This window comes from Streptomyces sp. NPDC050315 (assembly GCF_040655775.1).
Classification (GTDB): Bacteria; Actinomycetota; Actinomycetes; order Streptomycetales; family Streptomycetaceae; genus Streptomyces.
In genome coordinates this window covers 688,671-712,663 of record NZ_JBFAKN010000004.1, presented here as the reverse complement: position 1 = coordinate 712,663, position 23,993 = coordinate 688,671, and the positions used below count along the sequence as shown (strand labels likewise).

Below are 23,993 nucleotides of genomic sequence, written 5' to 3'. Positions count from 1 at the left end.
GGGGCTGCGCGCCGGACCGGCCGCCGCGGGCCGCGGGCGGCCGCCCGGTCCGGGACGGGCTGTGCTGAGGTGCGCGCGCTTCGTGTTGCTCCACTCGCCAACGGTAGGCCGCTAAGTGGGATTAATAGCCCGTAGGACACGCGCTTTCCCCGACGATGACCTCGGATTCCACGACGATGGCGCTCGCCCGCGCTACGGATTCGGTACGGAGGCGGGTACGCACGGGCCGTCCGGGGGCGGGTACCTACGGGCCGTGCTGGAGCGGGTACGTACGGGGTCGGGCATGCCTTCCGGGCCCTTCCGGGCGGCGTGGCGGCGGGGCCGCCGGTACGGCGCACGGCCCACCCGCCCCTCCCCGTAGACTGGTGGATCGGCCCACCAGGGTCACTGCCCACCGGGGCCGGTGCCCATCGGGTCACTGCCCACCCCGCCCCCTCCCGTCGGAAGTCGAGTCGCCAACGTGTCGCTCACGATCGGAATCGTCGGTCTGCCGAATGTCGGCAAGTCGACCATGTTCAACGCCCTGACCAAGAACGACGTACTGGCGGCCAACTACCCGTTCGCCACCATCGAGCCCAACGTCGGCGTCGTGGGCGTCCCCGACCCCCGCCTGGCCAAGCTCGCCGAGATCTTCTCCTCCGAGAAGGTCCTCCCGGCCACCGTCGACTTCGTCGACATCGCCGGCATCGTGCGCGGCGCCTCCGAGGGTGAGGGCCTGGGCAACAAGTTCCTCGCGAACATCCGTGAGTCCGACGCGATCTGCCAGGTCATCCGCGCCTTCAAGGACGAGAACGTCGTGCACGTCGACGGCAAGGTCTCGCCCAAGGACGACATCGAGACGATCAACACCGAGCTGATCCTCGCCGACCTCCAGACCATCGAGAAGGTCCTCCCGCGCCTCCAGAAGGAATCGCGCATCAAGAAGGACATCCAGCCCAAGGTCAAGGCCGTCGAGGAGGCCAAGGCCATCCTGGAGAAGGGCGACACGCTCTTCTCCGCGGGCATCGTCCAGGGCTCGGGCAACGAGGAGCTCCTGCACGACCTGCACCTCCTCACCACCAAGCCCTTCCTCTACGTCTTCAACGTCGACGAGGACGAGCTGACCGACGAGGACTTCAAGAACGAGCAGCGCGCGCTCGTCGCCCCCGCCGAGGCGATCTTCCTCAACGCCAAGCTGGAGGCCGACCTCGCCGAGCTCGACGAGGAGGAGGCCCTCGAACTCCTCCAGTCCGTCGGCCAGGAGGAGCCCGGCCTGGCGACCCTCGCCCACGTCGGCTTCCGCACCCTCGGCCTGCAGACCTACCTGACGGCCGGCCCCAAGGAATCCCGCGCCTGGACGATCAAGAAGAACGCCACGGCCCCCGAGGCCGCCGGCGTCATCCACACCGACTTCCAAAAGGGCTTCATCAAGGCCGAGGTCATCTCCTTCGACGACCTCGTCGAATGCGGCTCAGTAGCCGACGCCCGCGCCGCCGGCAAGGCCCGCATGGAAGGCAAGGACTATGTGATGCAGGACGGCGATGTGGTGGAATTCCGCTTCAACGTCTGAGCGGATGAAATAACACCACGTCGCTGATGCGGCAAACATGCAGGCCAGAAGGGGCCGGGCTCTCATGAGCCCGGCCCCTTCACCGATCCCGTGCTGGACCGGTGCCGGAACACACCACCAGCTCTCCATTGTCGATCGTGTAAATCACGCGGTAATCGCCTACCCGTAGGCGGCGCCGGGGGGGGCTGCCTCCGGCTCCCGGTGGGGCATCCAGAAGCCGTTGTCGTGCACGAAACTCCACTTGACGCTGCTCACGCTTCCTAGCCCTGCTCATGCGGGGAAGAACGTCGACGGCCTGTATATCCCGTCGGCGCCCTTCTCCAGGTAGCCCATCAAGTCCACTCCACCATGGGTGCCGGAGACCTGATAGCTGCCCCTGTACGTGCCCCTCTGGAACAGGTCGTCCCCAGCCTCGCGCGTTCTTGCCCGCGTCTCAGCTCTCGGGCAGATTCGGGCCTCAGTCGAAATAACCGCTGGGGGCCGCGAGTGCGTAGTGAAAGTACAAGGGCAGATCGTCGTGTGGGTCGAGGGGGACCTCGCGGCTGGTTTCGCGGGAGAGCAGCAGGGCGAGATCGGGGTAAATGGCTACCTCTTCGTCGCTGGTGTCTGCCTCGTGGCCGGCGTCGCTGATTTGCTGGATGAGTTCGCGGGCGGGGGTGCGGAAGATGTCCAGTCCATTGAATTCGACGCGCACGTCGGCGTCGTCTTTCTCGAAGCGCCAGGCTTCGACTCCCGTGAGGGTCTCGCCGTCGTCCGCCAAGAGGACTACTTCGAATTCGGGGTGAACGATCAACACCTTGAATGCCGTGCGTCCCTGAGTGGGGCCGGCCTTCCTTGTCTCGCCCCACGCGGAAGCAATCTCCGTGGCCTCGGCGATCGGCATGCCGAAGCGCAACGGGCCGGCACCGGTGGGCGGGTTGAGAGGCAGTTGCATTATCGCCCTCACTTGAGCAGGTTGTAATCGATGGTCCAGCCGTTGCTGGTGAGCACTTCCTGGAGCCCAGCGTTGTGCGGAAGGCTAGCAACCATATCGGCGATGTGCTGGTCGTATTTCGTTCCGAAGCGGCTGCGAATGTCGTCGATGTCCATCTTCATCGCCTTGTCGAAGCGCCCCGCGTTGATGAGGTCGCGTTGCTTCTGTTGCCATTCGCGAGCCTCACGACCGTAACCGGTGCTGGTCACCAGCCTGTGGTCCGGCTTCTCCATACGAATGGAGGGGCCCATGTGTGGAGTGAGTTTGGGGTCGGAGAGATGTTTGTAGGCCGACTTGGCCGGCATGTGGTTGATCTCGTTTCCGTCCCGGGCCGGGGTCATGCCCCCGTACCAGCCGCCACTGTCGGTGCACCCCTTGGGTGCCAGGCCGAGCGGATCGGACCAGGTGTGCGGGTTGTCGACATAGGTCGCCGGGTTGGGGGCGGGGAGGAGGCCGAGGGGGTCGGGGGTGAGGTAGCGGCCCGTGGCGGGGTCGTAGTAGCGGTGGACGTTGTAGTGGAGGCCGGTCTCGCGGTCGGCGTACTGGCCCGGGAAGCGCAGGGGCGTGTATGCGGTGGCGCCGCGTTTCCAGGCGGTGGTGCCCCAGAGCGTGGCGCGGCTGCGCCAGGCGATGTCGCCCGTCTCGTCGAGCAGTTCGGTCGGGGTGCCCACCAGGTCGGTGACGATGGCGAAGAAGCGGGCGTCGATCTCCCGCTGGGACGTCGCGTCGGTGATCCGCTCGGTCTGGGCGACGGGGTGGAGACCGTCGTGGTCCCAGGTGAGGGTGACCTCGTGCGGGGTCCCGGTGACGGTGGAGGTTTCCTCGATGAGGGTGCCGCCGTCCCAGGCGTAGTCCACCCGCTCGGCCACCTGCCCGGCGTCGTCGAGACGCTGCTTGGCGATGCGGCGGCCGAGGGGGTCGTAGAGGTAACGCCAGCGGGTGCCGTCCGGGGTGGTCACTGAGGTGAGATGGTTCTCCGTGTCCCACGTGTAGTGCCAGGTCTCGCGCTTGCCGGAGAGGGTTGTCCGGGTGCGGACGGTGGGGCGTCCGGCCTCGTCGTGTTCGTAGTGGTTGCGGCCCGCGCTCAGCAGGCGTGTACCGGCGTAGGAGCGCGCGCCCGAATCGTCCGCGGACCGGGGGACGTCGGCCGACGTCTGGTTGCCGGCGGTGTCGTAGGCGTACTGCTCCGTCCAGTCGGAGGCGCGTACGGCCGTCACTCGGCCCATGGGGTCGACGTCGAAGTGGCGCGCGCCGCGCAGGCTGTCGTCGATGCCGACGAGGTGACCGTCCGCGCGGTAGGCAAAGGACCGGTCGATGCCGGCCACCGACAGGGACGCGAGGCGGCCTGCCGGATCCCAGACCTGGTCGAGCGCGATCTCCCCGACGGAGCGGCGCACCTCGTGTCCGGCGGCGTCGAAGGTGGATTCCAGCGTGCGGCCGGAGGCGGTCACGGATGTGCGGTTGCCCGCTGCGTCGTAGGTGAACTCCGAGACGACTCCGGAGGGGGTGACACGGCTCAGCGAGTTGCCGAGCTGGTCGTAAGTGTGGTGTGTGGTGCGGCCGTTGAGGGTTTGCGTGAGAACGCGGCCCATGGGGTCACGTTCGATGTGCAGCTCGGCCTCGGGGCCGCCCGCCGAGACGAGTCGTCCGGCCGGGTCGTAGGCGTAGACGGTGACCGCGCCTGCGGCGTCCTTCCGGACGGCCCTGCCGAGGGCGTCCCGCTCGTAGCGGATGGTCTCTCCCGCCGGGGTGGTGCGGGCGGTGAGCCGGCCCGCGGCGTCGTGCTCGTAGGCGAGACGCCGATCGTCGAAGTCTCTCTCGGACACCGGACGTCCGGCCGCATCGAGGGCGTAGTCCCAGGTCAGGCCCTGGGGGTTGGTGACGCGGCTGAGGTGCAGCTCGGTGTCGTAGGCGAATTCGTACCGCGCACCATCGGGGTCGATGCGGGCGGTGAGCAGGTCGAAGTAGGCGTACTCGAAGCGGGAGGTGCTGCCGGTGGCGCTGGTGTGGCTGATGCAGTTGCCCTCGCCGTCGTACGTCCACCTCTCCTCCGCACTGGTGGAGTCGATACGCCGGGCCGGCCTGCCCTCGATCGTCCATTCCGTGCGGGTCGTGGCGCCGGCCGGGTCGGTGATCGCCACCGGGCGGCCGAAGACATCGCGCTCGTAGCGCGTGACGGCACCGAGCGGGTCGGCGATCTCCAGGGGGAGCCCGCCCGCGTTGCATCTGATGTGGACGGCATGGCCCAGCGCGTCCGTGATCGAGGCCAGGTGGCCGGCGGGAGTGTACGTGTAGCGCGTCACCGCTCCGGTCGGGTCGGTCAGGGCGGTGAGGTTGCCACAGGAGTCGAACTCGCGATGCCAGATCGCGCCGTCGGCGTCCACGCTCTCGGTCGCCAGGCCCAGCTCGTTGTACGTGGCTTCGACCGTGCGGCCATCGGCGCGGGTGATCCGCGTCATGTTGTCGGCCGCGTCGTAGGCATAGCTGGTCGTGTTGCCGAGGGCGTCGGTCTGGGACAGCAGCCGGTCATTGCTGTCCCATTCGTTGGTCAGCGACTCGCCGAGCGGATTGGTACTGGAGACGAGCTGCAGCCGCTCGTTGTAGCGGTACGTGGCCGTATGGCCGAGGGAGTTCGTGTACCGGGTGACGTTGTTGTCGGTGTCGTAGAAGACGGCACAGCTCAGAATTCCGTTGATGCCCGCGCCACGGATGCAGCGGTCCTCGTTGTCGTAACTGAAGCGGTACCAGGAGCCGTTGCGGTCGGTCCACGAGGTGATGCGCGCGTCGGCGTCGTACGTGAGCTGGAACGGCAGGCCGGACGAGTTGTAGATCTCGTGGAGATGGCCGTCGCTGTCATAGGTGTACCGCAGGAGCTGGATCCCCTCGGGTCCTGCGTCCGGACTCAGCAGGCGGAGGCCCGTTATTCGGTCGTCCGCGGTGTCGACGGCGATGTGGTGGCCGCCGGTGTGCCGGATCGCGGTCGGCATGCCTGCGTCGTCGTACTCGAAGGTGACCGCGTTGCCATTCCGGTCGGTGATCGACTGGAGGAGGAGAGTCACCTCCTCCGGAGCATGCTCCGGGGCATCGGAGCCGCTGTCCTGCTCCGGAAGCGCCGGGGGCGGTGTGAAGCGGCGGATCAGACCGGAGTCCGGGTCGGAAATGGTGAACGCACCGGTGGGGGTGCCGTCCCATTCCAGCGGCCAGCGCGGGCCTGCCGCGGGCAGGACGGCGTGATCCGGCTCGGGGGCGGGATAGGCCAGGAGCATCCCGTCCTCGGTGGCGAACACGGCCCCTTCACTGTCGAGCTCCACGCGCTGGTCGAGCGTGGAGGCCCAGGACTCGCCGAAGCCGCGGCCCCAGCGGTAGGTGGACAGGTGGGTGCGCTGGAGGACGAGCGGCAGCACGCCCGGCAGGACGACGTCCGTCTCCTCCATCACCATCTCGCCCGAGATCATGTCGATGGGATCGCCGTTGAGGCACCGGCCCTTGGTCGGCTTGGCCTTCGCCAGCAGCTTCTGGCCACCCGCGCGTACGGCGTTGCGCAGCCCGCCGGAGCGCACGGCCTTCGCCGCTGCCTTGAGGCCCGTGGTCGCTCCCTTGAGCCCCTTGGCCACTCCCGCGATGGTGGTCAGGCCCTTCATGCCGGGAATGCAGTCCAGCGCCGCCAGGCCGACGTCAAAAAGACTGGCTTTCCCGCTCGCGAATTTCGAGAGGGTGTCGGCGAGTACGATCACGGCCGCGACGACCACGATGGCGGCGAGGACCGGGCCACCGACGATCATCACGACGATGCCCAGCACGGCGACGATGACCTTGCAGACGGAGACGATCGCGTCCCAGCTGTCGGTGACGAACTTGACGATCTCCTCCCACCAGCTGCGGTTCTGGATACCGGCGTCGGAGGCTTCCTCCAGCTTGTCCTGACAGACCCGGGCGGCGTCCTCGCGCAGCTCCTTGGCCTCGGCGGCCATTGCCTTGGCGGCATCCAGGGCGGACTGGGCGCTGTCGACCGCGCCCTGGGCGTCGCTCTGGGCGGAGTTGGCCTGCTGGGCGTTGCGCGTGGCGGCGCGGACCTTGGCCTCGTCGGGGGCCTCGGGGCCCTTGGCCTCGTCGTACGCCTTGGTCTGGGAGGTGGCGGTCTTGACCCAGTCGTTTGCCGAGTCCAGCCGGCCCTGGGCGGCGTTCAGGTCGTCGCGGGCCTCGCGGCCCTTCTTCAGGGCCCGGTCGGCCAGGGACTGGGCGCGTTCGAGCTTCGGCCAGTAGGCGGCGATGGCATCGCCCGCCATGTCGTACGAGGTCCGCAGCTTCCGCAGGTTTCCCGGGACGCCGTCGAACTCCTCCTTGAACTTCTTCGCCGATTTGCCGGACCACTTCAGGACCGCGTCCTCGGACGCCATGTCGGTGATCTGCCGCAGGGCCGTACCGACGTCCTCGGCGAACTCGTGCAGCTCGCGGGCGAGTTTGCGTACCCGCTCCGGATCACCGGGAGTCGGGTCCTTCTCCAGGTCCAGCACGTGCCAGTCCGTCGGCCGGTGGCCCACGTCAACGCCCCCGTAACACACTCAACTTCAGTCAACGTGATCTTGCGGAGCCACCCTAACTCTCGCCACTGACACGGACGAAGGGTGGTTCGGCGGAAGACCGGAAGACCGGAAGAGCGGAGGGCTTATGTGAAGCGGAACGTGGAGGTGATGGCGTCGAACATGTCGAAGAAGGAGTCCGCCAGATCCAGTACCTGGCTGCTGCCGGACACCAGCGCCACCGTGCCCTGCTGTTCCGGGACGGGAATGAAGGTTTGCATCAGCACCGCCCGCACGGTGCGCTCGTCGCCGGGGATGGCGATGTCCTCGATCCCATGGGTCCGTGCCACGGTTCCCACCTGCGGGATCTTCACGGTGGTGACCTCGCGCCACGCATCGCCCTCGCGCTTCGCCTTCCGCGGGCTGATCTGCTGGGCGATGAGCTGAGGATCGGTGGGCAGGATCTCCCCGTCGTCGGTCCGCGCGCCGATCACCGACACGGTCACCGATGCGGTGACGGGTGCCGCGCCACCGTAGGACTCCGCCATGCAGCCGCAGTACAGCGCGCCGGACTGCCAGGCGTCCTTGGCGGCCTTCCGCAGAAACGAGGAAAAAGCATCCCGGTGCTCGGCCAACTCCGGGCGCTGCCGTACGCGTTCGTTAACCAGCTGCCGAATGGTGTCGTCCCGCGAGGCGGGCCGGATGTCGAACTCCCACCAGGACTTCGGCACCTTGATGTGAAATCCGCTGCGCTCAATGGTCTGCGCTTCGCTGCTACGGCTCATCGCCCGCTCCCCTCCCGTAACCCGATCTTGCAGCCGGGGCGGCTGCCCACCTTACGGGCGGGGCCGTGGTGGCGCGGTGGTGGGTGCCTGCGCATACGCTGGCTGCTCGCGTGACCGAGTAAGAGCGTTGCTACAGGGGAGGTTCCGGGTGAGCGACGAGGGGCGGCTGGCGATACCGCTGAGCGAGCTCGAAGGTTTTGGCAGCCGGCTGCGGTCCATCAAGGGCCGGATGAACGGCACCAAGAAGCTGTTCGAGTCCTACGCGGAGGACATCGGCGACGACGGCGTCGTGGACAAAATGGAGAGCTTCGAGTCGAACTGGGAAGACGGCCGCGGCGACATCGACAAGCAGCTGTCCGGCCTGGCGGACATGGCCGACACGGTGTACCGCGAAGCGACGAAGGCCGACCTGGACCTTGCGAAGCAGCTCGAGAAGGGGACCAAGAAATAGCGACCCGGTGAGCGATCCACGTCACTCGGCTTGCCCGTCACAGGCGTGACGCGGCCCGCACCCTGCACGCCCCCGCAATAGCCGCCCCTCACGCCCCCTTCAAATGCCGCATCAGCCGTTCGAAGTCCTGCCAGCCCGAGAGGTCGGACGGGTCGCCGGGGAGGGGGTAGTAGAGGGCCGGGCGGGTCTTCGGGCCGAGGTGGACCGGGCGCTCGGCGAGAGGGGTGCGGCGGGCGCGGTCGCCCGGCATGGCGCGGACCTCCTCCGCGCCCAGTACGAAGGCCAGCGGGACGCCGGGGCCTTCGAAGCGGGGCGGGACGGCCAGGTCGCGGCGGGCCTTGCGGAGCTGGACCAGCATGGACTGCAGGTGGTGGCGGGTGGCCAGGATCTCGGCGGCGCGGGGGAGAGCGTCCAGCGGGAGTTCCTCGTCGGGGCCGTAGCCGAAGGCGAGGGTGATGTCCTCCTCGATGCCGGCCGTGGTGCGGTTGATGCGGACCGTGGCCAGGCCGGGGCGGGCCGGGCTGCCGACGACCACGAGCCAGGTCGGGTCGGGGGCGCGGTCGCGGGCCAGGTCGGTGAGGCCGCGGAGGGACCAGGGGAGGTTGGCGGGTTCGGCGGTGCCCCAGCCGGCCGGGGGCTCGCCGGTCAGCTCGCGCCAGACCGACTCCAGCGCGCCGCCGAGGACCAGGCGGTCGTCGGCCGGGTGGACCGTACGGAAGGAGACGGCCAGCTGGCGTTCGCCGGTGTCGCTGACCTCCTGGAAGGTGGCGGCCAGCGGGGTACGGGCGTCCTCCGGGGTGGCGCCCGGGCCCTCGATGGGGGCGAACAGGCCGTTGGCGAAGCGCAGTACGGCGCCGGACAGGCCGTCGTAGTAACCGTCCCGTTCGTCCTGCACGACCCAGCGGGACGGCCAGCCGGGGAGGCTGTTGCGGACGGCGGGGGAGAGGGTGGCGCCCGGGCTGGTGACGATCTGGAGGCCCAGTTCGGCATTGGCGGCGGCCCGGAACGCGTCGGAGAGCCAGGCCGTCATGGCGACCACCGGGCGGTCCTGGATGATGACGGCGACCTTGTCGGTGAGGACGTCGACGGCGGGCTGCGCGGCGGCCGGGGTGGGCGCGACGCTCACCCCGTCGGTCTCCACGACGGCGAGCGAGCGGGCGGCCTCCGGTGGCCAGGCGGAGCCGCCGGACAGGGAGGCGAGCCGCGCGGAGAAGGTGCCCGCGAGCCGCTCGGCCTCCCCGACGCCGGTCGTGGCGCGGGCCTCGGTCCACCAGAAGGGGACGGGCGGCGGCGTGGCCCCGAGCAGCCGCTCGGCCTCGCCCTCGACCTGTACGAGGACCGGCGCCTCGACGGAGACGAGGGGGCGGCCCTCGGCGTCGCAGAGCTGCACGACGGCGTCCTCGCCCGTCGTCCCGACCAACTTGTCGGGGCCGCCGGAGAGCAGGCCCGCGAGCACGGTCAGCGGGTCCGGCATCTTCTGGGTGAGGGTGATGACGTCCTTGGTCATGGGGCCGTCCGGTTCCTGGTGGTGGTCGCAGTCATGGTCGGTCAGCCCTCCGTGTACACCGTCTGGATCAGCCGGTTGGGCCGTCCCCGCTGCATGAAGACGCCACGTCCCGGCGGCTGCAGCGAGGCGTACGTACCGGGGAACAGCTGGCCCTCGCTGCGGTCGCCCGACATCAGGAGCGCCGAGGCGCCCGACTCGCGCAGGCTCAGCAGCAGCGGCTCGTACATGCCGCGCGAGGCGCCCGCGACGCGGCGCGTCAGGACGAAGTGGAGTCCGATGTCGGCCGCGGAGGGGATGTAGGGGAGGAAGGGTTCGAGGGGGGACTGCCCGGCCGTCGTGAGGACGTCGTAGTCGTCGATGAGGACGACGATCCGCGGGCCGCCGCCCCAGCTGCCCGGCTCCAGGTCCGCCACGTCCGTACCGTCCCCCGGCAGCCGCTTCTCCAGCTGCCCGGCGACGCCGTGGGCGAGGCCCGCGCACATCTTGGGGTTGTACGCGTAGCCGCCGCGGAACTCCTCGGGGATCGCACCGCGCAGCCCGCGCCGCGGGTCCATGACCGCGAAGACCAGGTCGTCCTCGCCGTAGCGCTCGATGAGGCCCTGGGAGACGGTCTTGAGGAGGTTGGTCTTGCCGCACTCGCTGTCGCCCAGGATCAGCAGGTGCTGGTCGTGCTCGAAGAGGTCGAGGAGGACGGGGGCCAGGGCCGTCTGGTCCAGGCCGATCGGGACGCGGTGGGGCTCGGCGGCCGGGCTCGGAAGCAGCTGCGGCTCCAGGACGCGCGGCAGGACCCGTACCGGCTGGGCCACTTCGCCGCTCCACGTGGCGCGGACCGTACGCGTCGTACGCTCCAGGACCGCGCCCAGCTCCGAGGTGTCGGCCAGCCCGTCCGTGCGCGGCAGCGCGATCTGCGCGAAGAGCTTGCCGTCGGTCAGGACGCGACCGGGCTCGTCGGGGGAGAGGGTCTCGGCGAGCTTGCGGTCGATGCTGGACTCGCTGGGGTCGTTGAGCCGCAGCTCGACGCGGGTGCCGAAGTGCGACTGGGTGGCGATGCGGACGTCGTTCCAGCGGGTCATGCCCGCGACGACGTGGATGCCGTAACCGCTGCCCCGCTTGAGGATGTCGACGACGGCCTCGTCCAGCTCCTCGAAGTCGTCGCGCAACGCGCCGAAGCCGTCGATGACGAGGACGATCTCGGCGGAGGCGAGCTGCGGGAGGCGGCCCGCGGCGTGCAGCACGCGGAGCTGGTCGACGGAGTCGATGCCGTGCTGTCGGAAGAGCTCTTCGCGCAGGGCCAGCATGTTGCGTACTTCTTCGACCGTGCGGCCCGCGCGTTCGCGGTCGGCGCGGCCCGCGACGCCGCCCACGTGCGGCAGGCCGGACAGCGCCTGGAGGCCGCCGCCCACCAGGTCCAGGCCGTAGAGGCCGACTTCCTGGGGGGTGTGGGTCAGCGCGACCGAGAGCGCGAGGGTGCGCAGCAGGGTGGTCTTGCCGGAGGCGGGGCCGCCGATGATCGCGGCGTGACCGCCCGCGACCGTGAGGTCCAGGACGTACTGGCCCTGCCACTGTTTGGTGGGGTCGTCGAGGAGGCCGAGCGGGATCTGCAGCGGGCCGCGGCGGGCCGCGAGCTGCATGCCGCGCGCGCCGACCTCCACCGGACCGGCCGCCTTGTCCAGGGCGATGGCGGCGGGCAGCGGCGGCAGCCAGATGCGGCGTACCGGGTCGGCGGCGCCCTCCAGCTGGCCGACCATGACGCCCATCTCGGTCGGGCCGGTCTCGCGGCGGCGCATCTGCGGCTGCTGCTCGGCGGAGGCGTCCGGCTCGGCGAGAGTGTTGTACGCCGCGTACTCCAGGGCCAGCGGGCCGGTGTCCTCCTCCTCGTGGCGCTGCACGGGGCCGCGGTAAGCGCCGGAGACGTAGCTCGCCTTGAAGCGCTCGTAGTGGCTGGTGTCGACCTTGAGGTAGCCGAAGCCGGGCAGTGGCGGGAGGTGGAAGGCGTCCGTGGTGTCCAGGACCGTACGGGACTCATCCGCGGAGAAGGTGCGCAGGCCGAGCCGGTACGAGAGGTAGGTGTCCAGGCCCTTGAGCTTGCCGCCCTCGATGCGCTGGCTGGAGAGCAGCAGGTGCACGCCGATGGAGCGGCCGATGCGGCCGATGGACAGGAACAGGTCGATGAAGTCCGGCTTGGCGGTGAGGAGTTCGCCGAACTCGTCGATGACGACGAAGAGGTGCGGCAGCGGCTCCAGGTCGGGGCGCTTCTCGGCGCGCAGCGTGGCGTAGTCACCGATGTCGGCGACGTTGCCCGCGTCCTTCAGTACCTGCTGGCGGCGCTTGACCTCACCGGCGAGCGAGGCGTGCACTCGCTCGACCAGGCCCGCCTGGTTCTCCAGGTTGGTGATGACACCGGCGACATGCGGCAGGTCCGCGAACGGCGCGAAGGTCGCACCGCCCTTGTAGTCGACCAGGACCAGCGCCAGATCCTCCGGCGGGTGGGTGGCGACCAGCGCCAGTACGAGCGTACGCAGCAGCTCCGACTTGCCGGAACCGGTCGCGCCGACGCACAGGCCGTGCGGGCCCATGCCCAGCTCGGAGGACTCCTTGAGGTCCAGCAGCACCGGCTCGCGGGAGTCGCTGATGCCGATCGGCACGCGCAGGAAGGCACGCTCGCCGCGCGGCGCCCACAGCCGCGACAGGTCCAGCCGCGCCACGTCGTCTATGCCGAGCAGTTCGGCGAAGTCGACGGGCCCGGACAGCGGGGCGTCCACCAGCGACTCGGCGGACAGCCGCAGCGGCGCGAGCATCCGCGCCAGGCCCTCGGCGAACGGGACGCTGACCTCGTCCACCGTGCCGTGCGCGCTGATCGGCTCCGGCTCGCGCAGATCCTCGATGACCACCTGGTCGCCGTTCACCGTGATCCGCGCGCTGACCTGCCCCGGCTCCTGTACCCGCTGCTCCAGCAGGTGCAGCACGGTGACGCCCATGTCGCGCAGGCCGACCGCGTCGTCCGGGCGCGGCAGGTCCACGGCGTCCTCGCCGTGCCCGTCGGACACGACGATCAGCCGTGAATTCATGGCCAGCGCGTCCCTGTTGGACAGGCCGCGGCGCACCTCGGCCGCGTACGAGGCGCGGCGGCGCAGCTCGGGGCCGATCTGCCGGGCGAGTTGGGGCGCGGAGGGGGCGATCCGGCGGGCCGCGACCGGGCCGTCGAACTGCTCGGTGTCGAGCAGGTGCGGCATCCACTTGGCCCACTCCCACTCGGGGAGCCGGTCGCCCGGTACGGCCAGCGCCATCGCCACGTCGTCGGGCGCGTGGGTGGCCGCGGTCTGTACGAGCAGCGCGCGGGCGACGCGCAGGCAGTCCTCGCGCGGGCCGACGACGCTGATGTTGCCGACCCGGTCGAGCGGGACGGTGAGCGGAAGTTCGGTGCCGGTGCGGAAGCGGTCCATCAGCGCCGACGCCTCGTTGAGCATGAAGCGGTCGGGCGGGGTGAGGACGGACGAGCCCTGCTGAGCGACCGTCAGATCGCGGACCGGCATCTCGCCCGTGCCGACGCGCACCCGCAGGAAGTCCCCGTCCAGCCGGCGGCGCTCCCACAGCCGGGCCGGGTCGCGCACGATGTCGTACAGCGCGTCCGGCGGCGGGTTCAGCACGTCGGCCTGCGCGCGCCGCTCGCGCTCCTCGCGGGACAGCTCCTCGCGCAGGTCCTCCAGGTAGGCGAGGTACGCCTCGCGCTGGGTGCGGCGGGTGCGCTGGGCCTTGCCGCGCTGCGAGAAGGCGAGGCCGAGGGTGCCGATGAGGGTGACGACGACGATGATCGCGCCGAGCCCGGCGAACTGGCTGTTGCGGACGACCGTCATCATCACGACGGACGACAGGACGCCCGCGACGGGCAGCAGCGACATCGCGACATTGCCCGACTTGCCCTCGGGGAGGTTGGGCGGGGCCTCGATGACGCGTGCCTCGGGTGCGGCCTGGGGCCGTGCGGTCCTGGCCGGGCGGTGGATCAGTCGGGTACTCATCGGCGTCCGTCACTCACGGTCGGGCTCGGCATCGGCATGGGCGGGGGATCAGTGGCGCTGCTGGGAGAGCCGGAACGCGTCCGCGGCGATGCGGGTGGCGGCTTCCCTGGTGGAGTGCGCGAGGAGTTCGGTACGGATCGCACCGCCGGCCGCCAGATGCCGGTCGTACGGCAGGACCTGCACGCTCGCCCCGGTGGACGTCAGCTGCTTGACCGCCTCGTCGAGATCGAGACCGCCGTGCGGCACGAGCTCGGTGAGTACGACGACCGTGCCCGCGATCACGTGCGGCGGCAACCCCTGCATCCACTGCAGTACCGAATGCGTACTGGTGATGCCCTCCAGCGTGGCGGGCGCGGTCAGCACGCGCGCCTGGGCGGCGGAGAGCGCGACCCGGGCGACCTCGGCGGGCAGCGTCTCGCAGTCCACCACCGTCACGCCGAAGTACCGGCGCAACGAGACCATCACCCGCTCGTACGCCTTGAGCGGCAGCATCGCGCCGATCTGCCCCTGGCTGCCGGGCAGCAGCCAGGCGTTGTTGGGCAGCTGGACGAGATACCCGGTGACGTCCAGCAGCGACATCTGCGGCTCGACGATGCCCGCGAGATCGCCGGTGGTCCAGCGCAGCGTCTCGGCGCCGAGCCGCAGCGGCAGCGAACCGAGCGACGGATCGGCCTCGACGAAGAGGACCGGGTCCTGCCGGTAGTGCGCGTACGTCGTGCCGAGCAGCGCGGCAACGGTCGACTTGCCGGAGCCGCCCCGGATGGAGGTCACGGCGATCTGCCGGCCGGTGGTCACGGGCTGCTGGAGCACCTCGGCGGTGGCGGTGGTCTCGGCGACCTCGCGGGCGGCGGAGGAGGAGACGGTACGCCGCAGATTGCGCGCGGCGCGGGCGGCGAACGACTCACCGTGCCGCGGCTTGCGCCCGGTCCGGGCGAGGCCCTGGTCCACTACGGGGCGGGAGTCGGGGGTGCGGTGGGGACGGGCCGGGGCGTAGGCGGCCTGCGCGTATCCGGGCTGGGCGGGTGCCTGCTGCTGGTACTCGGGCATCTGCTGCTGGTACTGGGGCGGCTGCTGCTGCTCGTAGTGCGGTGCCTGCTGCGGGTACTGCTGCTGTGGCGGGAGTGGCGCGGCCGGGTGGCCGGGCTGCTGTTGGGGCGCGGGGTTCTGTTGGGGTGCGGGGTTCTGCTGGGGCGTGGCGTGCCCCGGGGTGCCCTGCTGCTCAGCGGCGGGCGTCTGCGTACCCGGCTGTGGCGTGCTCGGCTGCGGCGTGGTCGGCTGTGCCGCGCCCTGCTGCGGCGCGGCTGCGCCCCGCAGGTCACGCAGCACATCGCCCTGCCAGTTGTCTCCGTTCGGCATGTCAGCCCTTCTTTTCCGCCCTGCTGCCCCGCCCGGAGCGCCTGCGCGTCGAACTCAGAACGTGTTGACGCTGTTGAGCATCAGCACGTGTTGACCTGTTGAGCATCAGAACTTGTTGAGCAGCTGTCCGTACACGCCGAACGCCCCGACCGCGAGCGGGAACAGCCCGATCACGCCGATGGATTCGACCAGGTCGGCCACGCGCCGCAGCCGGACCTGCACATGCTCGGGCGGCTGCACCGCCAGAACGAGCAGCGGCAGCACCGCGGCCGCGCACAGTACGACGAACGGCCCGGCGCTCCCGGCGTGGTCCAGCCACACCACGACCAGCCGTACGACGAGGACCGCCGCCGCGGCGAACAGCGCCACGACCTCGGCCACCAGCGGAAAGGCGCGCGCCCTGGAGAGCAGTACGAGGGCCACGAGCGCGGGCAGCGTCACGGTCCACACGGTCGGCGTCGCGGCCGTGGTGAGGAGCCAGCCGCCGGCCGTCGCGGAGGCCGCGGTGACGATCGTCGCGAGGGCGAGGCCGCGGTGGGTGGCCGCGAGCGCGTTGCCCACCTGGTGGCGGCTGACGGACGTGCCGCCGGAGCGGCGGTCGTCGAGCGCGGTGAGCCCGGAGGCCATCAGCGCGAGCCGCGGCAGCAGGCCGAGCAGGATCACGGAGCAGACGGCCATCACGGCGCCGAGCCGCACCGGGTCGTCCTGGAGCGCGGCGACCGCCTCCCACACCACGGCGATCCCGGCGGTGGCCCCGGCGCCGATGAGTCCGCCGCGGCCGAGCGGCGAGAAGTACCCGAGGAGCGCCAGCGTCACGACGAGCGCGCCGCCGACGGCGGCCAGCCGCGTGGTCCCCGACCAGTCGTAGGCGTCGGCGGCGGTCCAGGCGGTGAGGACGCCGAGGCCGCCGGAGGCGAGCAGCAGCGCCGTGGCGAGCCCGCGGTTGCCCTGCCCGATCTTCGCGACGAGCGCGCCGGCCGCGAGGAGCAGCAGCGTGACCGCGACGAGTACGCCCACGAGCGCGTCGAGCGCGAATTCGCGGCGCGCGAGCAGCGCGGCGACCAGCGCGAAGGCGACCGTCGCCACGCCCGCGCTGACCCGGCGCGCGGCGGGCCGCCAGCGCCAGGCCTGCAGGTCCAGGTCGTCGGCGACCAGGTCGGTCACGTCGTGCACGACGGGGGCCGGCGGCGCGGAGTGGGCCCGGACGAGCCGGAGCACGGCGCCGTCCGCGACCTCCGCCGACGACAGCGTGCTGTCGTGCGGCAGCGCGGACCCGTCCGACGTGATCAGCTGCCGGGTCATCGGCCGGGACGCGGCCCGGTCGTCCAGCAGCTGCAGGATGTCCGGCAGCAGCTGCCCTATCGGGGTGTCGGAGGGCAGGACGATGTCGGCCCGGCGTCGCTCGCCGACCAAGGTCACCCGGCTGAGTTGCGCCCGGGATGTCGTTGCTGTGCTCACCACTTACGGGAACCTATCGTCGCGACGTTGAGGACTCGGGCCAGTACGGCGTTCCCATGTTACTGGTGCCCCGCCCATTCCCTTATGCGGGGAATTCCACCGCCCATGCGCCGAATTCCCGCTTTACCCACCCGAGTTACGGATATCGGTGTTGTCGGCAAACTGTCGCCAACACCGACAATCCCCCACCATTTCTACTGTTTCACCGACTGCTCGTACTGCTGTTCCTGCCGCTGCTGCTGTTTCTGCTCTTCGGCCTTCTGCTGCGCCAGTGTGTGCTGGAGGAAGGACCACCCGACGCAGCCCGCGCACAGCACGGCGGCGATGGCGATACCGGCGAACATCTTCCCGATCCGCTCATCCGCCGTCCGCCGCGCCCGCTGCGCGCCGAACAGCAGCGCGTCCCGCATCCTCCGCCGGCGCACCGCCACCGACTCCAGAAGCTGGCTGTCGTAATCCCGTGCCATACGTCTCGTCGTCCGTAGTGTCGGTCCTGTTGGTCGTGCTGATCCCTGGAACATATGGCATCGGCGACTAAGCAGTACACCCAGGGGCAGAGGGCCAGGAGATCAGGAACTGAGCGACTCCCCGGAAGATCATGAAACTGATCCCCGCCACGGGAATCAGCGCGATATGGACGACCGACCGCTGACACACCGCGGTCATTTATGGGGCGCCCTCGGCCTCGTACCAGGTGCGGAGCGATTCGACGGCGGCGTCCAGGAGGCCGCTCCGCAGTGCCTCGTCGATCATTCCTTCACTGATCCGCTCCCCGAGCACCAGCGCCATGGCCGCGCGGACGGCATCGGCCGGCGACAGCCGTCCGTCCGGCGACAGCTGGGGAAGGGGGTTGGCCGACCACCGGTACTCGGTCGTGAGGGCGACGCCCCGCAGCGCGTTGACGGCGTGCAGCAGCGCCTTGCTGTAGCGGGGATACGGCCACTGGATCACGCCGCGGGCGTCCTCCTGCCCGCCTCCCCACGCGACGTTCCGGTCCTCCTCCGTCAGCGCGTCGAAGGCATCGGCGAGCTCGCGCCAGGCCGCCGCGTTGCCCCGGTCGAGCGCGGCGATCAGACGCTGGTCATCGGCGGGGGTGACGGCACGGGCGAGCTCCTCGATCGCGGCCACATCGGGGGCGGCGGTGACGGGTCCGACACCGGGCTCCCGGCTGAGGCGGCCGAGGACGTCCAGGGGCGCGACGCCGCGTTCACGCGCGTCCCGCACCTTGGCGTCGTACCACTCCAGCCCCGCCCTGTAGGCGTCAATACTGCTCGCCTTACGATCCACCCACCCGACCTCACCGGAGCCACCCCAGGCGTACCCCATCACCTGCCCATCGGGGGCGGCGACGCTGACGTAGTGCACGGGGTCGGACATGTTGCTCAAGGCCTGGAGCCGTTCAATCCCGGTCCGCCAGCTCTTCGATATGGGTGAGGCTCGGCGCTTCCGTCAGCGATCCGGGGACGACGTGGCTGCTCTTGCTGGGGTCCGATTCCTGGATCATTTCCGCGAGGGCCGCGGTCGGCGAGATGCCCCTTGCCTTGGCGTCGTGCAGCTTCCTGGCCCACCTGCCGCCCTTGTTGAACGCCTCGTCGCCGCCGGCCTTGCGTACTTCCCATCCGGCGGCGTCATCGTCGTCATTTGCCCAGACATAGCCGATCACCGCGCCGCTCTTGTCGGCGACAGTGAGGTACTGGACGGGCTTGTCGGTCTGCGGGTTGTACCGCGGCGGTCCGCCCGGCGCCTCGTTGAACAACAGGTCCTCGTTCAGCCGCGGGTTGGGCCGCTGTTCCCTGCTCATACGTGTGTTGCTCCCTTACTTCGCAGGCAGGACTTCGCCGTAGACGTGGGCCTGGCCATTGTCCATGAAGACACGCGTCACCTTGAATTCCGAACCCCGGGCGAGAAGCAGCTCCCGCTCCGAGTCACCGAACTGGCTGACCTTCTCCAGCCAGAGGGCCGGCGTCCCCTTCGGTACTCGGAGATGCAGGATCGCCTCTTTCCCGGCGAAGCTGGGCACGGGGTGATTGCCGAGCGAGGTCGAGAAGTACCCCTTGTCCGGGTACGTCTTGCCGAGCATGTCGAGCGGGGAACGCAGATTGAGATGGCCCAGGCCGGTTCCGCGTACGACCATGACGTTGTCAGGCACCGGCCGGGACCCCAGGACGCGGTCCACTCCGTCGATGTCGCGCAGCACCTCCGGTGCGGGGCCGTAGCCGTCGATGCCGCGCAGGTAGCCGTTCATGTCGTGGTACGACGGGAACGACTCGCCGCTGTAGTTCCAGAGCGACCGCTTCGCGTCGGGATCCAGATTGTCGACGTAGTCGTTCCAGTACTGCTTGCCGTACGTCTTCGCCGCACCGTCGTCGGCGAAGGGCAGCGTTCCCTCGGACAGCTCGGCCGCGGCGACCTTGTGCTTCTCGGCCGTCGGGAGGTCGTCGAAGTCGTCCGCGGAGATGTGCGGCTCGTACGTGAACTCGTCCGCCGCGCCGCCCGCGCCCGGCGCGTCCGTGCCGTGGTGGCCGACCGCCGTCGCGTCATCCGCGCCGCGCAGAGCATCGTCGCCCAGGCCGTGCGGGTCCACGTGCCCGCCGTGGTCACCGGCGTGCGCCGCGTCATCGCCGTGGCCCGTCGCGTCGTCACCGTGGCCCGCCGCGTCGTCACCGTGTCCGCCGCCGTGCGTGCCGTCGTGCCCGTGCGTGCCGCCGTGTCCGCCGTCGTGCCCGTGCGTGCCGGGGCCGTCGTGGCTCGGGCCGTGCGGAGCATCCGGGGTGTGCGGGTGGCTGGTCGGCGGGAGGTCGTGGCCGGGGGTGTGTGGGCCCTCGGGGAGGTGTGGGCCTGCCTGGCCCGGGACGTGGGTGCCTACCTCGCCCGGCACGTGACCTGCCGGGGCACCCGGGAAGTGGTTCGTCGGGCCGCCCGGGAAGTGGCCTGCCGGGGTGCCGGGGGTGTGCCCCGCCGGGGTACTGGGGGCGTGGCTCGCTGGGCCGCCGGGGTTGACCGGGGTGTCGCTGTGGCCGCCCATCGGCGCCGGGTCGGTCGCGTGGGCCGGGCCCGGGAAACCGGTCTCGGCGTGGGCGCCCGACATTGCCGGTTGGTCGATTGTCCAGGACTTCGGGAGGCCGGAGGTGCCGGGGATTGTTTCGTGGGGGATGGGGGTTGTTTCGACGACGCCGTTCGTGCCTACCAGGTTGCCGTTGGGCTCCAGGAGGCGGCCGTCGGGGAGTTGTACCGAGCCGTCGGGGAGCTTGGGGATGTCGACATTGCCGATCCCCTTCAGGCTCTTTGTGATGTCGCCGATCTTGGAGAGGCCGGCGCCCGCGCCCTTGGTGATGTAGGTCATCGGGTCGATGACCTTGCCCGCCTTGCCGGCCACCGACAGCGCCTTGGCGACGGCTCCGGCCTTGCCCGCGCCGGCCGCCGCGCCGCCCGCGCCGCCGGTGAAGACGGTGGTGACGACGTTGAAGGTCACCGCGCCGGCCGCCCGGGCGGGGTTCTTGCCCCACTGGTCCCAGGCCACCAGCGCCTTGCCGGTCTCCTTCATCGCGGTACGCGAATCCCGCAGCCAGGACGGCAGCTTGTCGTCGGGCAGGGCCCAGAAGGCCGCGCCCACCCCGGGGATGGAGGAGATGGCCAGGCCGGTGGCCAGCTGCGCCAGGCCCTTCCAGGCCTGGCCCATCGCGTCCCAGCCGCCGAAGCCCACCAGGGTGCCCAGGCCCTTGATGGTGCCCCAGATGCCGTCGACGATCAGGCCGTCCCAGACGAAGGACTTCACCCAGTGGCCGACCTCGTACCAGTGGTGCTGCTCCTCCACCGGGTCGCCCCAGGGGAGCTTGGCGTTCTTCATGTCCTCGGCCGAGAAGCCGTACTGGTTCTTCTTGTCCGAGCCGTCCCCGGCCACCATCTGGGTGCCGCCCCACAGGGCGGTGATCTTGTTGTGGCAGGTGCGTTCCGCCGCCCAGAAGGCGGCGACGGTGGCGGTGATGTCGTCGCGGATCTGGTTGTGCTCGGCGATCAGGTCCTCGTCGTAGTCGCCGTCCTCGTCGTCCTTGTGGTCGCGGATGAAGTTCTGCGCCTTGGTCTTCAGCTCCGCCAGTTTGGGGACGAGGGGGCGGATTTCGTCGGCGTAGGAGGACAGGGCCGAGGCGACCGTCTCCAGGCCGTCGGCGAAGCCGTCCGCGCGGTCCTGCACCGGCTTGGTGGTGGCGAACAGCTGCTCGGCCTCGGGGGCCTTGTAGTACGCGGACAGGCCCTGGAAGTGGGAGTGGACGTCCGAGCCGGTGGTACGGATGTGCCCGGCATCCGTCTTCAGCGCGGCATGGTCCTTCTCCAGCTGCGCCAGGTCACCGGTGTACTGCGGGATCTGGTCGGGCTTCAGCTCGATCTTCATGCGGACTGCACCCCTGGCTTCTTCGGGTCCAGGTCCGGTACGCCGAGGGCCTTGCGCTGGGCTTCGGCTGCCATGTCCAGGTCGCCGTTGAGGTAAGCGGTGGTGGCCTCCACCGCGCCCGTGAGGGACTTTCCGGCCCGGGCGGCGATGAATTTCAGGTCGCTGGTGGTGTGCTCGGCAAATTGCGAAAGCGCCAGGGCCACCAGGCCGCCGGCGGCCTTTTCCCCGCCCTGGCCGCCGCCCTCGGCGGTGATCGTGCCCGCGCTGCTCGCGGCGGACTGCAGATGATCGCCGTACGCCTTGGCGTGTCCCTCGATCTTTCCGGCGAATTCACCGGTCGTCTTCAGCACGCCCGAAATGCCCTGCGGCTGCAGGTCCCAGCCCGCCATGCCTACCCACGCTCCCCGTTACTGCCCGCACCGGACCCTGTCCGGGCAGGTCAGCCGATGTTGTCGACCGCAGCCTTGGCCCGGGACAGCGTGTGCTGCGCCGTGCCGTCGTTCTTCTCCAGCGTCGTCTTCAGCAGCTGGATGATGTTCTTGACCTCCTGCGAGGCACGGTTCCAGCGCAGCTCCTTGCCGTGGTACTCATCCGCCACGCCATCGGCGGTGAAATCCGCCATCGCCGCCTTCACCTGACCATCGCGCGCCGTGATCACCTGCTCCAGCCGCGCGATCACCGTCTGGATATTGCCCTGCGCATCACCCGACGCCGCCGTGTCATACGAACGACGATCCTGCCCACCAGCCATCACACACTCCCCGTCACGTCACACAGAAAGTTCAGCGCGCGCCGAAACGCGCCGCATCGAAATTCGCCGCCGACATCTGCTGCCGCGCATTGTCCCCGTGCTCCTGATCACCGGAGCTGAACGCCGAATCCATCCCCGCCTGACCCCCCAGAATCCCCGACAGAGAACTCTGCAGCGCAGACGCGATCTCGTCCGAGCGCGCCTTGAACTGGTCGAAGGCGGCCTTGCCCGAACCGTTGAACTTGCCCTCCAACGGCGCCGCGGCGTCCACCAGCTGCCGGATCAGCGTCCCCAGATCCTCACTCGACCCACGCGACTTCGACTGCAGCGTCGACAGCGTCTGCGCTCCCATGTCGAACTTCATCAGGCTCCCCCTGCCGGGCTGGACGACTGTCGTCTTAAGTGGAGTCATATGTATCAAGTCGGGATGAGCGCTGCAATCGAGGGTACGGAGCCTGTGGATAACTCTGCGGCGACCCACCAGCGGGCCGCCCGACTACGACCCAATGGTCCCGTTAGAGCCTAGATTCTGGTTATGAAGATCCTCAGTGTGAACGTCGGGGCGGCGAAGGCGGTCGAGTACACCGGTGCGCCGTCCGGAACGACCGGTATCGACAAGCAGCCGGTGGCCGGGCCGGTGCGGGTGACGGCCCCCGGCCCTGCCGGGGTCGGGGCAAGCGGGGTGGCCGGGGACACGGTCTGCGACCTGCGGTACCACGGGGGTGACGACCGGGCCGTCTACGCCTTCGCCCGCGAGGACCTGGACTCGTGGGAAGAGGAGCTGGGGCGGCCGCTGGCCAACGGCGCGTTCGGGGAGAACCTCACCACCGTGGCGATGGACCTGCGAGAGGCGCTGGTCGGCGAGCGGTGGCGGGTCGGGGACGAGGTCGTGCTGGAGGTGACGGGGGGCCGCATCCCGTGCCGTACCTTCGCCGGCCGGCTCGCCGAGAAGGGCTGGCTGCGGCGGTTCACGCGCGCGGGGTCCTCGGGGGCGATGCTGCGCGTCATCCGGCCCGGGGAGTTCAGCGCCGGCGACCCGGTCGAGGTGGTGGAGCGCCCGGATCACGACGTGACGGTCGGACGGCTGTTCCGCGCCGTGACCACCGAGCGCAAGTCGCTGCCGGACATGCTCGTCGCCGCCGAGTGGATGGAACGCGAGCAGCTGGAGATCGCCCGCAAGTACGCCGCCAAGTACGGCAGTCACGGCGGTCATGGGAGTCACGGGAGCCACGGGGGCCGCTGAGCGAGTACCGGTACCAGTACGGCAGTCACGGGAGCCGCTGAGACAGTTCGCGGTACCGGTACTTACCGGCGGGTCGCGGCCGACGGGCGCAGGCGGTTCAGCACGCTCATGTACGACGCGGGGAAGAGGCGCGCCAGCAGGTCGGGGACGACGGCGGAGGCGGCGATCAGGACCCGGGGCCTGCGCGTGCGGATGCCCGCCAGGATCTGCTCGGCGGCCTTGTCGGCCGGGTAGGTCAGCAGCTTGGCGAAGCTCTCCTTGCCCGCGCGGGACTCGGCCGCGTCGGCCGCGGCGGCCACCCGCGCGTTCTCGGCGATACGGGTGCGGATGCCGCCGGGGTGAACGGTGGTGACCCCGGTGGCGCGGTCGGCGAGCTCGTGGCGGAGCGACTCGCTGAAGCCGCGCAGCGCGAACTTGCTGGCGGCGTACGCCGACTGGCCGGGCGGCGCGATCAGCCCGAAGAGGCTGGAGATGTTGACGATGTGGCTGCCGGGGGAGCGCAGGAGGTGCGGCAGGAAGAGCCGGGTGAGGGCCACGGGGGCGCGGAAGTTGATGGCCTGCACCCAGTCGAACTCCTCGGCCGTCAGCTGCTCGAAGCGGCCGCTGAGCGCCACCCCGGCATTGTTGATCAGGAGGGTGATGCGGGGGTGGGCCTCGGTGATCCGCGCGACGAGGGCGTCCAGGCCGTCGGTCTCGGAGAGGTCGGCCACGTGGGTGTCGACGGTCAGGTGGGGGTGGCCCGCGCGTACCTTGTCGGCGACCGCGGCCAGCCGGTCGGCGTCCCGGTCGATGAGGACGAGGCCGCTGCCGCGCGCCGCGAGTCCGTAGGCCAGCTGCTCGCCCATGCCGCCGGCCGCGCCGGTCAGGACCGTGGTACCGCCGGCGAAACGGTACGGGGAGAGGGCGGCGGCAGGCATGGGGCTCCTCCAGGCGGGGCTTCGGCGATCTCCGGCCGCACCAGTCTGCCCCTGAAGCACTGTCCCCGGCTTGACCT

19 protein-coding genes are annotated in these 23,993 nt (G+C 70.3%); 3 read left to right on the top strand and 16 right to left on the bottom strand.

Annotated features, from left to right (window positions below; all coding sequences use genetic code 11):
• Positions 1–460: 460 nt before the first annotated feature.
• The gene (gene ychF, locus AB0I82_RS18430) at positions 461–1,549 is read left to right on the top strand and encodes a redox-regulated ATPase YchF (RefSeq protein ID WP_363258286.1); all 1,089 of its coding nucleotides are present in this window, start codon (positions 461–463) and stop codon (positions 1,547–1,549) included.
• A 79-nt stretch (positions 1,550–1,628) separates the two neighbouring features.
• Here ychF and AB0I82_RS18425 read toward each other — a convergent pair whose 3' ends face one another.
• From AB0I82_RS18425 to AB0I82_RS18410, 4 genes are all read right to left on the bottom strand, one after another.
• Positions 1,629–1,823 (bottom strand): type II toxin-antitoxin system RelE/ParE family toxin, encoded by a 195-nt coding sequence (locus AB0I82_RS18425; protein WP_363258285.1) that lies wholly within the window; start codon positions 1,821–1,823, stop codon positions 1,629–1,631.
• Between the two features lie 183 nt (positions 1,824–2,006).
• A complete protein-coding gene (locus AB0I82_RS18420) occupies positions 2,007–2,483 on the bottom strand; it encodes a hypothetical protein (RefSeq protein WP_363258284.1) in 477 nt (158 codons plus the stop codon).
• Positions 2,484–2,491: 8 nt separating this feature from the next.
• On the bottom strand, positions 2,492–7,063 hold the full coding sequence (locus tag AB0I82_RS18415; RefSeq protein ID WP_363258283.1) for an RHS repeat-associated core domain-containing protein: 4,572 nt from the start codon (positions 7,061–7,063) through the stop codon (positions 2,492–2,494).
• A 125-nt stretch (positions 7,064–7,188) separates the two neighbouring features.
• Positions 7,189–7,827, bottom strand: a complete 639-nt coding sequence (locus AB0I82_RS18410) for a hypothetical protein (protein ID WP_363258282.1) — start codon at positions 7,825–7,827, stop codon at positions 7,189–7,191.
• A gap of 148 nt (positions 7,828–7,975) precedes the next feature.
• Here AB0I82_RS18410 and AB0I82_RS18405 point away from each other — a divergent pair, with 148 nt between their 5' ends.
• Positions 7,976–8,278 (top strand): hypothetical protein, encoded by a 303-nt coding sequence (locus tag AB0I82_RS18405; protein WP_363258281.1) that lies wholly within the window; start codon positions 7,976–7,978, stop codon positions 8,276–8,278.
• Between the two features lie 88 nt (positions 8,279–8,366).
• On the opposite strand, the gene AB0I82_RS18400 is transcribed toward AB0I82_RS18405, so the two are convergent.
• The 11 genes from AB0I82_RS18400 to AB0I82_RS18350 all read right to left on the bottom strand — a co-directional run bounded on the left by AB0I82_RS18400 (position 8,367) and on the right by AB0I82_RS18350 (position 22,120).
• Positions 8,367–9,785: a DUF6177 family protein gene (locus tag AB0I82_RS18400; RefSeq protein ID WP_363258280.1), complete on the bottom strand. Its 1,419-nt coding sequence runs from the start codon at positions 9,783–9,785 to the stop codon at positions 8,367–8,369.
• Positions 9,786–9,826: 41 nt separating this feature from the next.
• A complete protein-coding gene (eccCa, locus tag AB0I82_RS18395) occupies positions 9,827–13,801 on the bottom strand; it encodes a type VII secretion protein EccCa (RefSeq protein ID WP_363258279.1) in 3,975 nt (1,324 codons plus the stop codon).
• A gap of 48 nt (positions 13,802–13,849) precedes the next feature.
• A complete protein-coding gene (locus AB0I82_RS18390) occupies positions 13,850–15,157 on the bottom strand; it encodes a MinD/ParA family protein (RefSeq protein ID WP_363258278.1) in 1,308 nt (435 codons plus the stop codon).
• 105 nt (positions 15,158–15,262) lie between these two features.
• The gene (gene eccD / locus AB0I82_RS18385; protein ID WP_363258277.1) at positions 15,263–16,618 is read right to left on the bottom strand and encodes a type VII secretion integral membrane protein EccD; all 1,356 of its coding nucleotides are present in this window, start codon (positions 16,616–16,618) and stop codon (positions 15,263–15,265) included.
• A 191-nt stretch (positions 16,619–16,809) separates the two neighbouring features.
• Positions 16,810–17,082 carry a hypothetical protein gene (locus tag AB0I82_RS18380; RefSeq protein ID WP_363258276.1) on the bottom strand — a complete coding sequence of 91 codons (273 nt, stop codon included), beginning with the start codon at positions 17,080–17,082 and terminating at the stop codon, positions 16,810–16,812.
• 199 nt (positions 17,083–17,281) lie between these two features.
• Complete coding sequence (locus AB0I82_RS18375) at positions 17,282–17,992, bottom strand: DUF6508 domain-containing protein (RefSeq protein ID WP_363258275.1); 711 nt, start codon at positions 17,990–17,992, stop codon at positions 17,282–17,284.
• Between the two features lie 22 nt (positions 17,993–18,014).
• Positions 18,015–18,416, bottom strand: a complete 402-nt coding sequence (locus tag AB0I82_RS18370) for a hypothetical protein (protein ID WP_363258274.1) — start codon at positions 18,414–18,416, stop codon at positions 18,015–18,017.
• A 15-nt stretch (positions 18,417–18,431) separates the two neighbouring features.
• On the bottom strand, positions 18,432–21,005 hold the full coding sequence (locus AB0I82_RS18365; RefSeq protein WP_363258273.1) for an ADP-ribosyltransferase: 2,574 nt from the start codon (positions 21,003–21,005) through the stop codon (positions 18,432–18,434).
• Positions 21,002–21,394 carry a DUF6507 family protein gene (locus AB0I82_RS18360; RefSeq protein ID WP_363258272.1) on the bottom strand — a complete coding sequence of 131 codons (393 nt, stop codon included), beginning with the start codon at positions 21,392–21,394 and terminating at the stop codon, positions 21,002–21,004. The genes AB0I82_RS18365 and AB0I82_RS18360 overlap by 4 nt, the downstream gene beginning before the upstream one ends.
• A 50-nt stretch (positions 21,395–21,444) precedes the next feature.
• On the bottom strand, positions 21,445–21,756 hold the full coding sequence (locus tag AB0I82_RS18355) for a pore-forming ESAT-6 family protein (protein ID WP_363258271.1): 312 nt from the start codon (positions 21,754–21,756) through the stop codon (positions 21,445–21,447).
• Positions 21,757–21,787: 31 nt separating this feature from the next.
• Positions 21,788–22,120, bottom strand: a complete 333-nt coding sequence (locus AB0I82_RS18350; RefSeq protein WP_363258270.1) for a hypothetical protein — start codon at positions 22,118–22,120, stop codon at positions 21,788–21,790.
• A gap of 171 nt (positions 22,121–22,291) precedes the next feature.
• Between AB0I82_RS18350 and AB0I82_RS18345 the strand changes: the two genes are divergently transcribed.
• On the top strand, positions 22,292–22,999 hold the full coding sequence (locus AB0I82_RS18345; protein ID WP_363258269.1) for an MOSC domain-containing protein: 708 nt from the start codon (positions 22,292–22,294) through the stop codon (positions 22,997–22,999).
• Between the two features lie 62 nt (positions 23,000–23,061).
• Here AB0I82_RS18345 and AB0I82_RS18340 read toward each other — a convergent pair whose 3' ends face one another.
• A complete protein-coding gene (locus AB0I82_RS18340) occupies positions 23,062–23,916 on the bottom strand; it encodes an SDR family oxidoreductase (RefSeq protein WP_363258268.1) in 855 nt (284 codons plus the stop codon).
• Positions 23,917–23,993: the final 77 nt, after the last annotated feature.

Coding starts and splice junctions, on each gene's coding strand:
- AB0I82_RS18425 (WP_363258285.1), bottom strand. CDS start 1,823: ATGAGCAGGGCTAGGAAGCGTGAGCAGCGTCAAGTGGAGTTTCGTGCA.
- AB0I82_RS18420 (WP_363258284.1), bottom strand. CDS start 2,483: ATGCAACTGCCTCTCAACCCGCCCACCGGTGCCGGCCCGTTGCGCTTC.
- AB0I82_RS18410 (WP_363258282.1), bottom strand. CDS start 7,827: ATGAGCCGTAGCAGCGAAGCGCAGACCATTGAGCGCAGCGGATTTCAC.
- AB0I82_RS18400 (WP_363258280.1), bottom strand. CDS start 9,785: ATGACCAAGGACGTCATCACCCTCACCCAGAAGATGCCGGACCCGCTG.
- eccCa (WP_363258279.1), bottom strand. CDS start 13,801: ATGAGTACCCGACTGATCCACCGCCCGGCCAGGACCGCACGGCCCCAG.
- AB0I82_RS18390 (WP_363258278.1), bottom strand. CDS start 15,157: ATGCCGAACGGAGACAACTGGCAGGGCGATGTGCTGCGTGACCTGCGG.
- AB0I82_RS18380 (WP_363258276.1), bottom strand. CDS start 17,082: ATGGCACGGGATTACGACAGCCAGCTTCTGGAGTCGGTGGCGGTGCGC.
- AB0I82_RS18375 (WP_363258275.1), bottom strand. CDS start 17,992: ATGTCCGACCCCGTGCACTACGTCAGCGTCGCCGCCCCCGATGGGCAG.
- AB0I82_RS18370 (WP_363258274.1), bottom strand. CDS start 18,416: ATGAGCAGGGAACAGCGGCCCAACCCGCGGCTGAACGAGGACCTGTTG.
- AB0I82_RS18365 (WP_363258273.1), bottom strand. CDS start 21,005: ATGAAGATCGAGCTGAAGCCCGACCAGATCCCGCAGTACACCGGTGAC.
- AB0I82_RS18360 (WP_363258272.1), bottom strand. CDS start 21,394: ATGGCGGGCTGGGACCTGCAGCCGCAGGGCATTTCGGGCGTGCTGAAG.
- AB0I82_RS18355 (WP_363258271.1), bottom strand. CDS start 21,756: ATGGCTGGTGGGCAGGATCGTCGTTCGTATGACACGGCGGCGTCGGGT.
- AB0I82_RS18350 (WP_363258270.1), bottom strand. CDS start 22,120: ATGAAGTTCGACATGGGAGCGCAGACGCTGTCGACGCTGCAGTCGAAG.
- AB0I82_RS18345 (WP_363258269.1), top strand. CDS start 22,292: ATGAAGATCCTCAGTGTGAACGTCGGGGCGGCGAAGGCGGTCGAGTAC.
- AB0I82_RS18340 (WP_363258268.1), bottom strand. CDS start 23,916: ATGCCTGCCGCCGCCCTCTCCCCGTACCGTTTCGCCGGCGGTACCACG.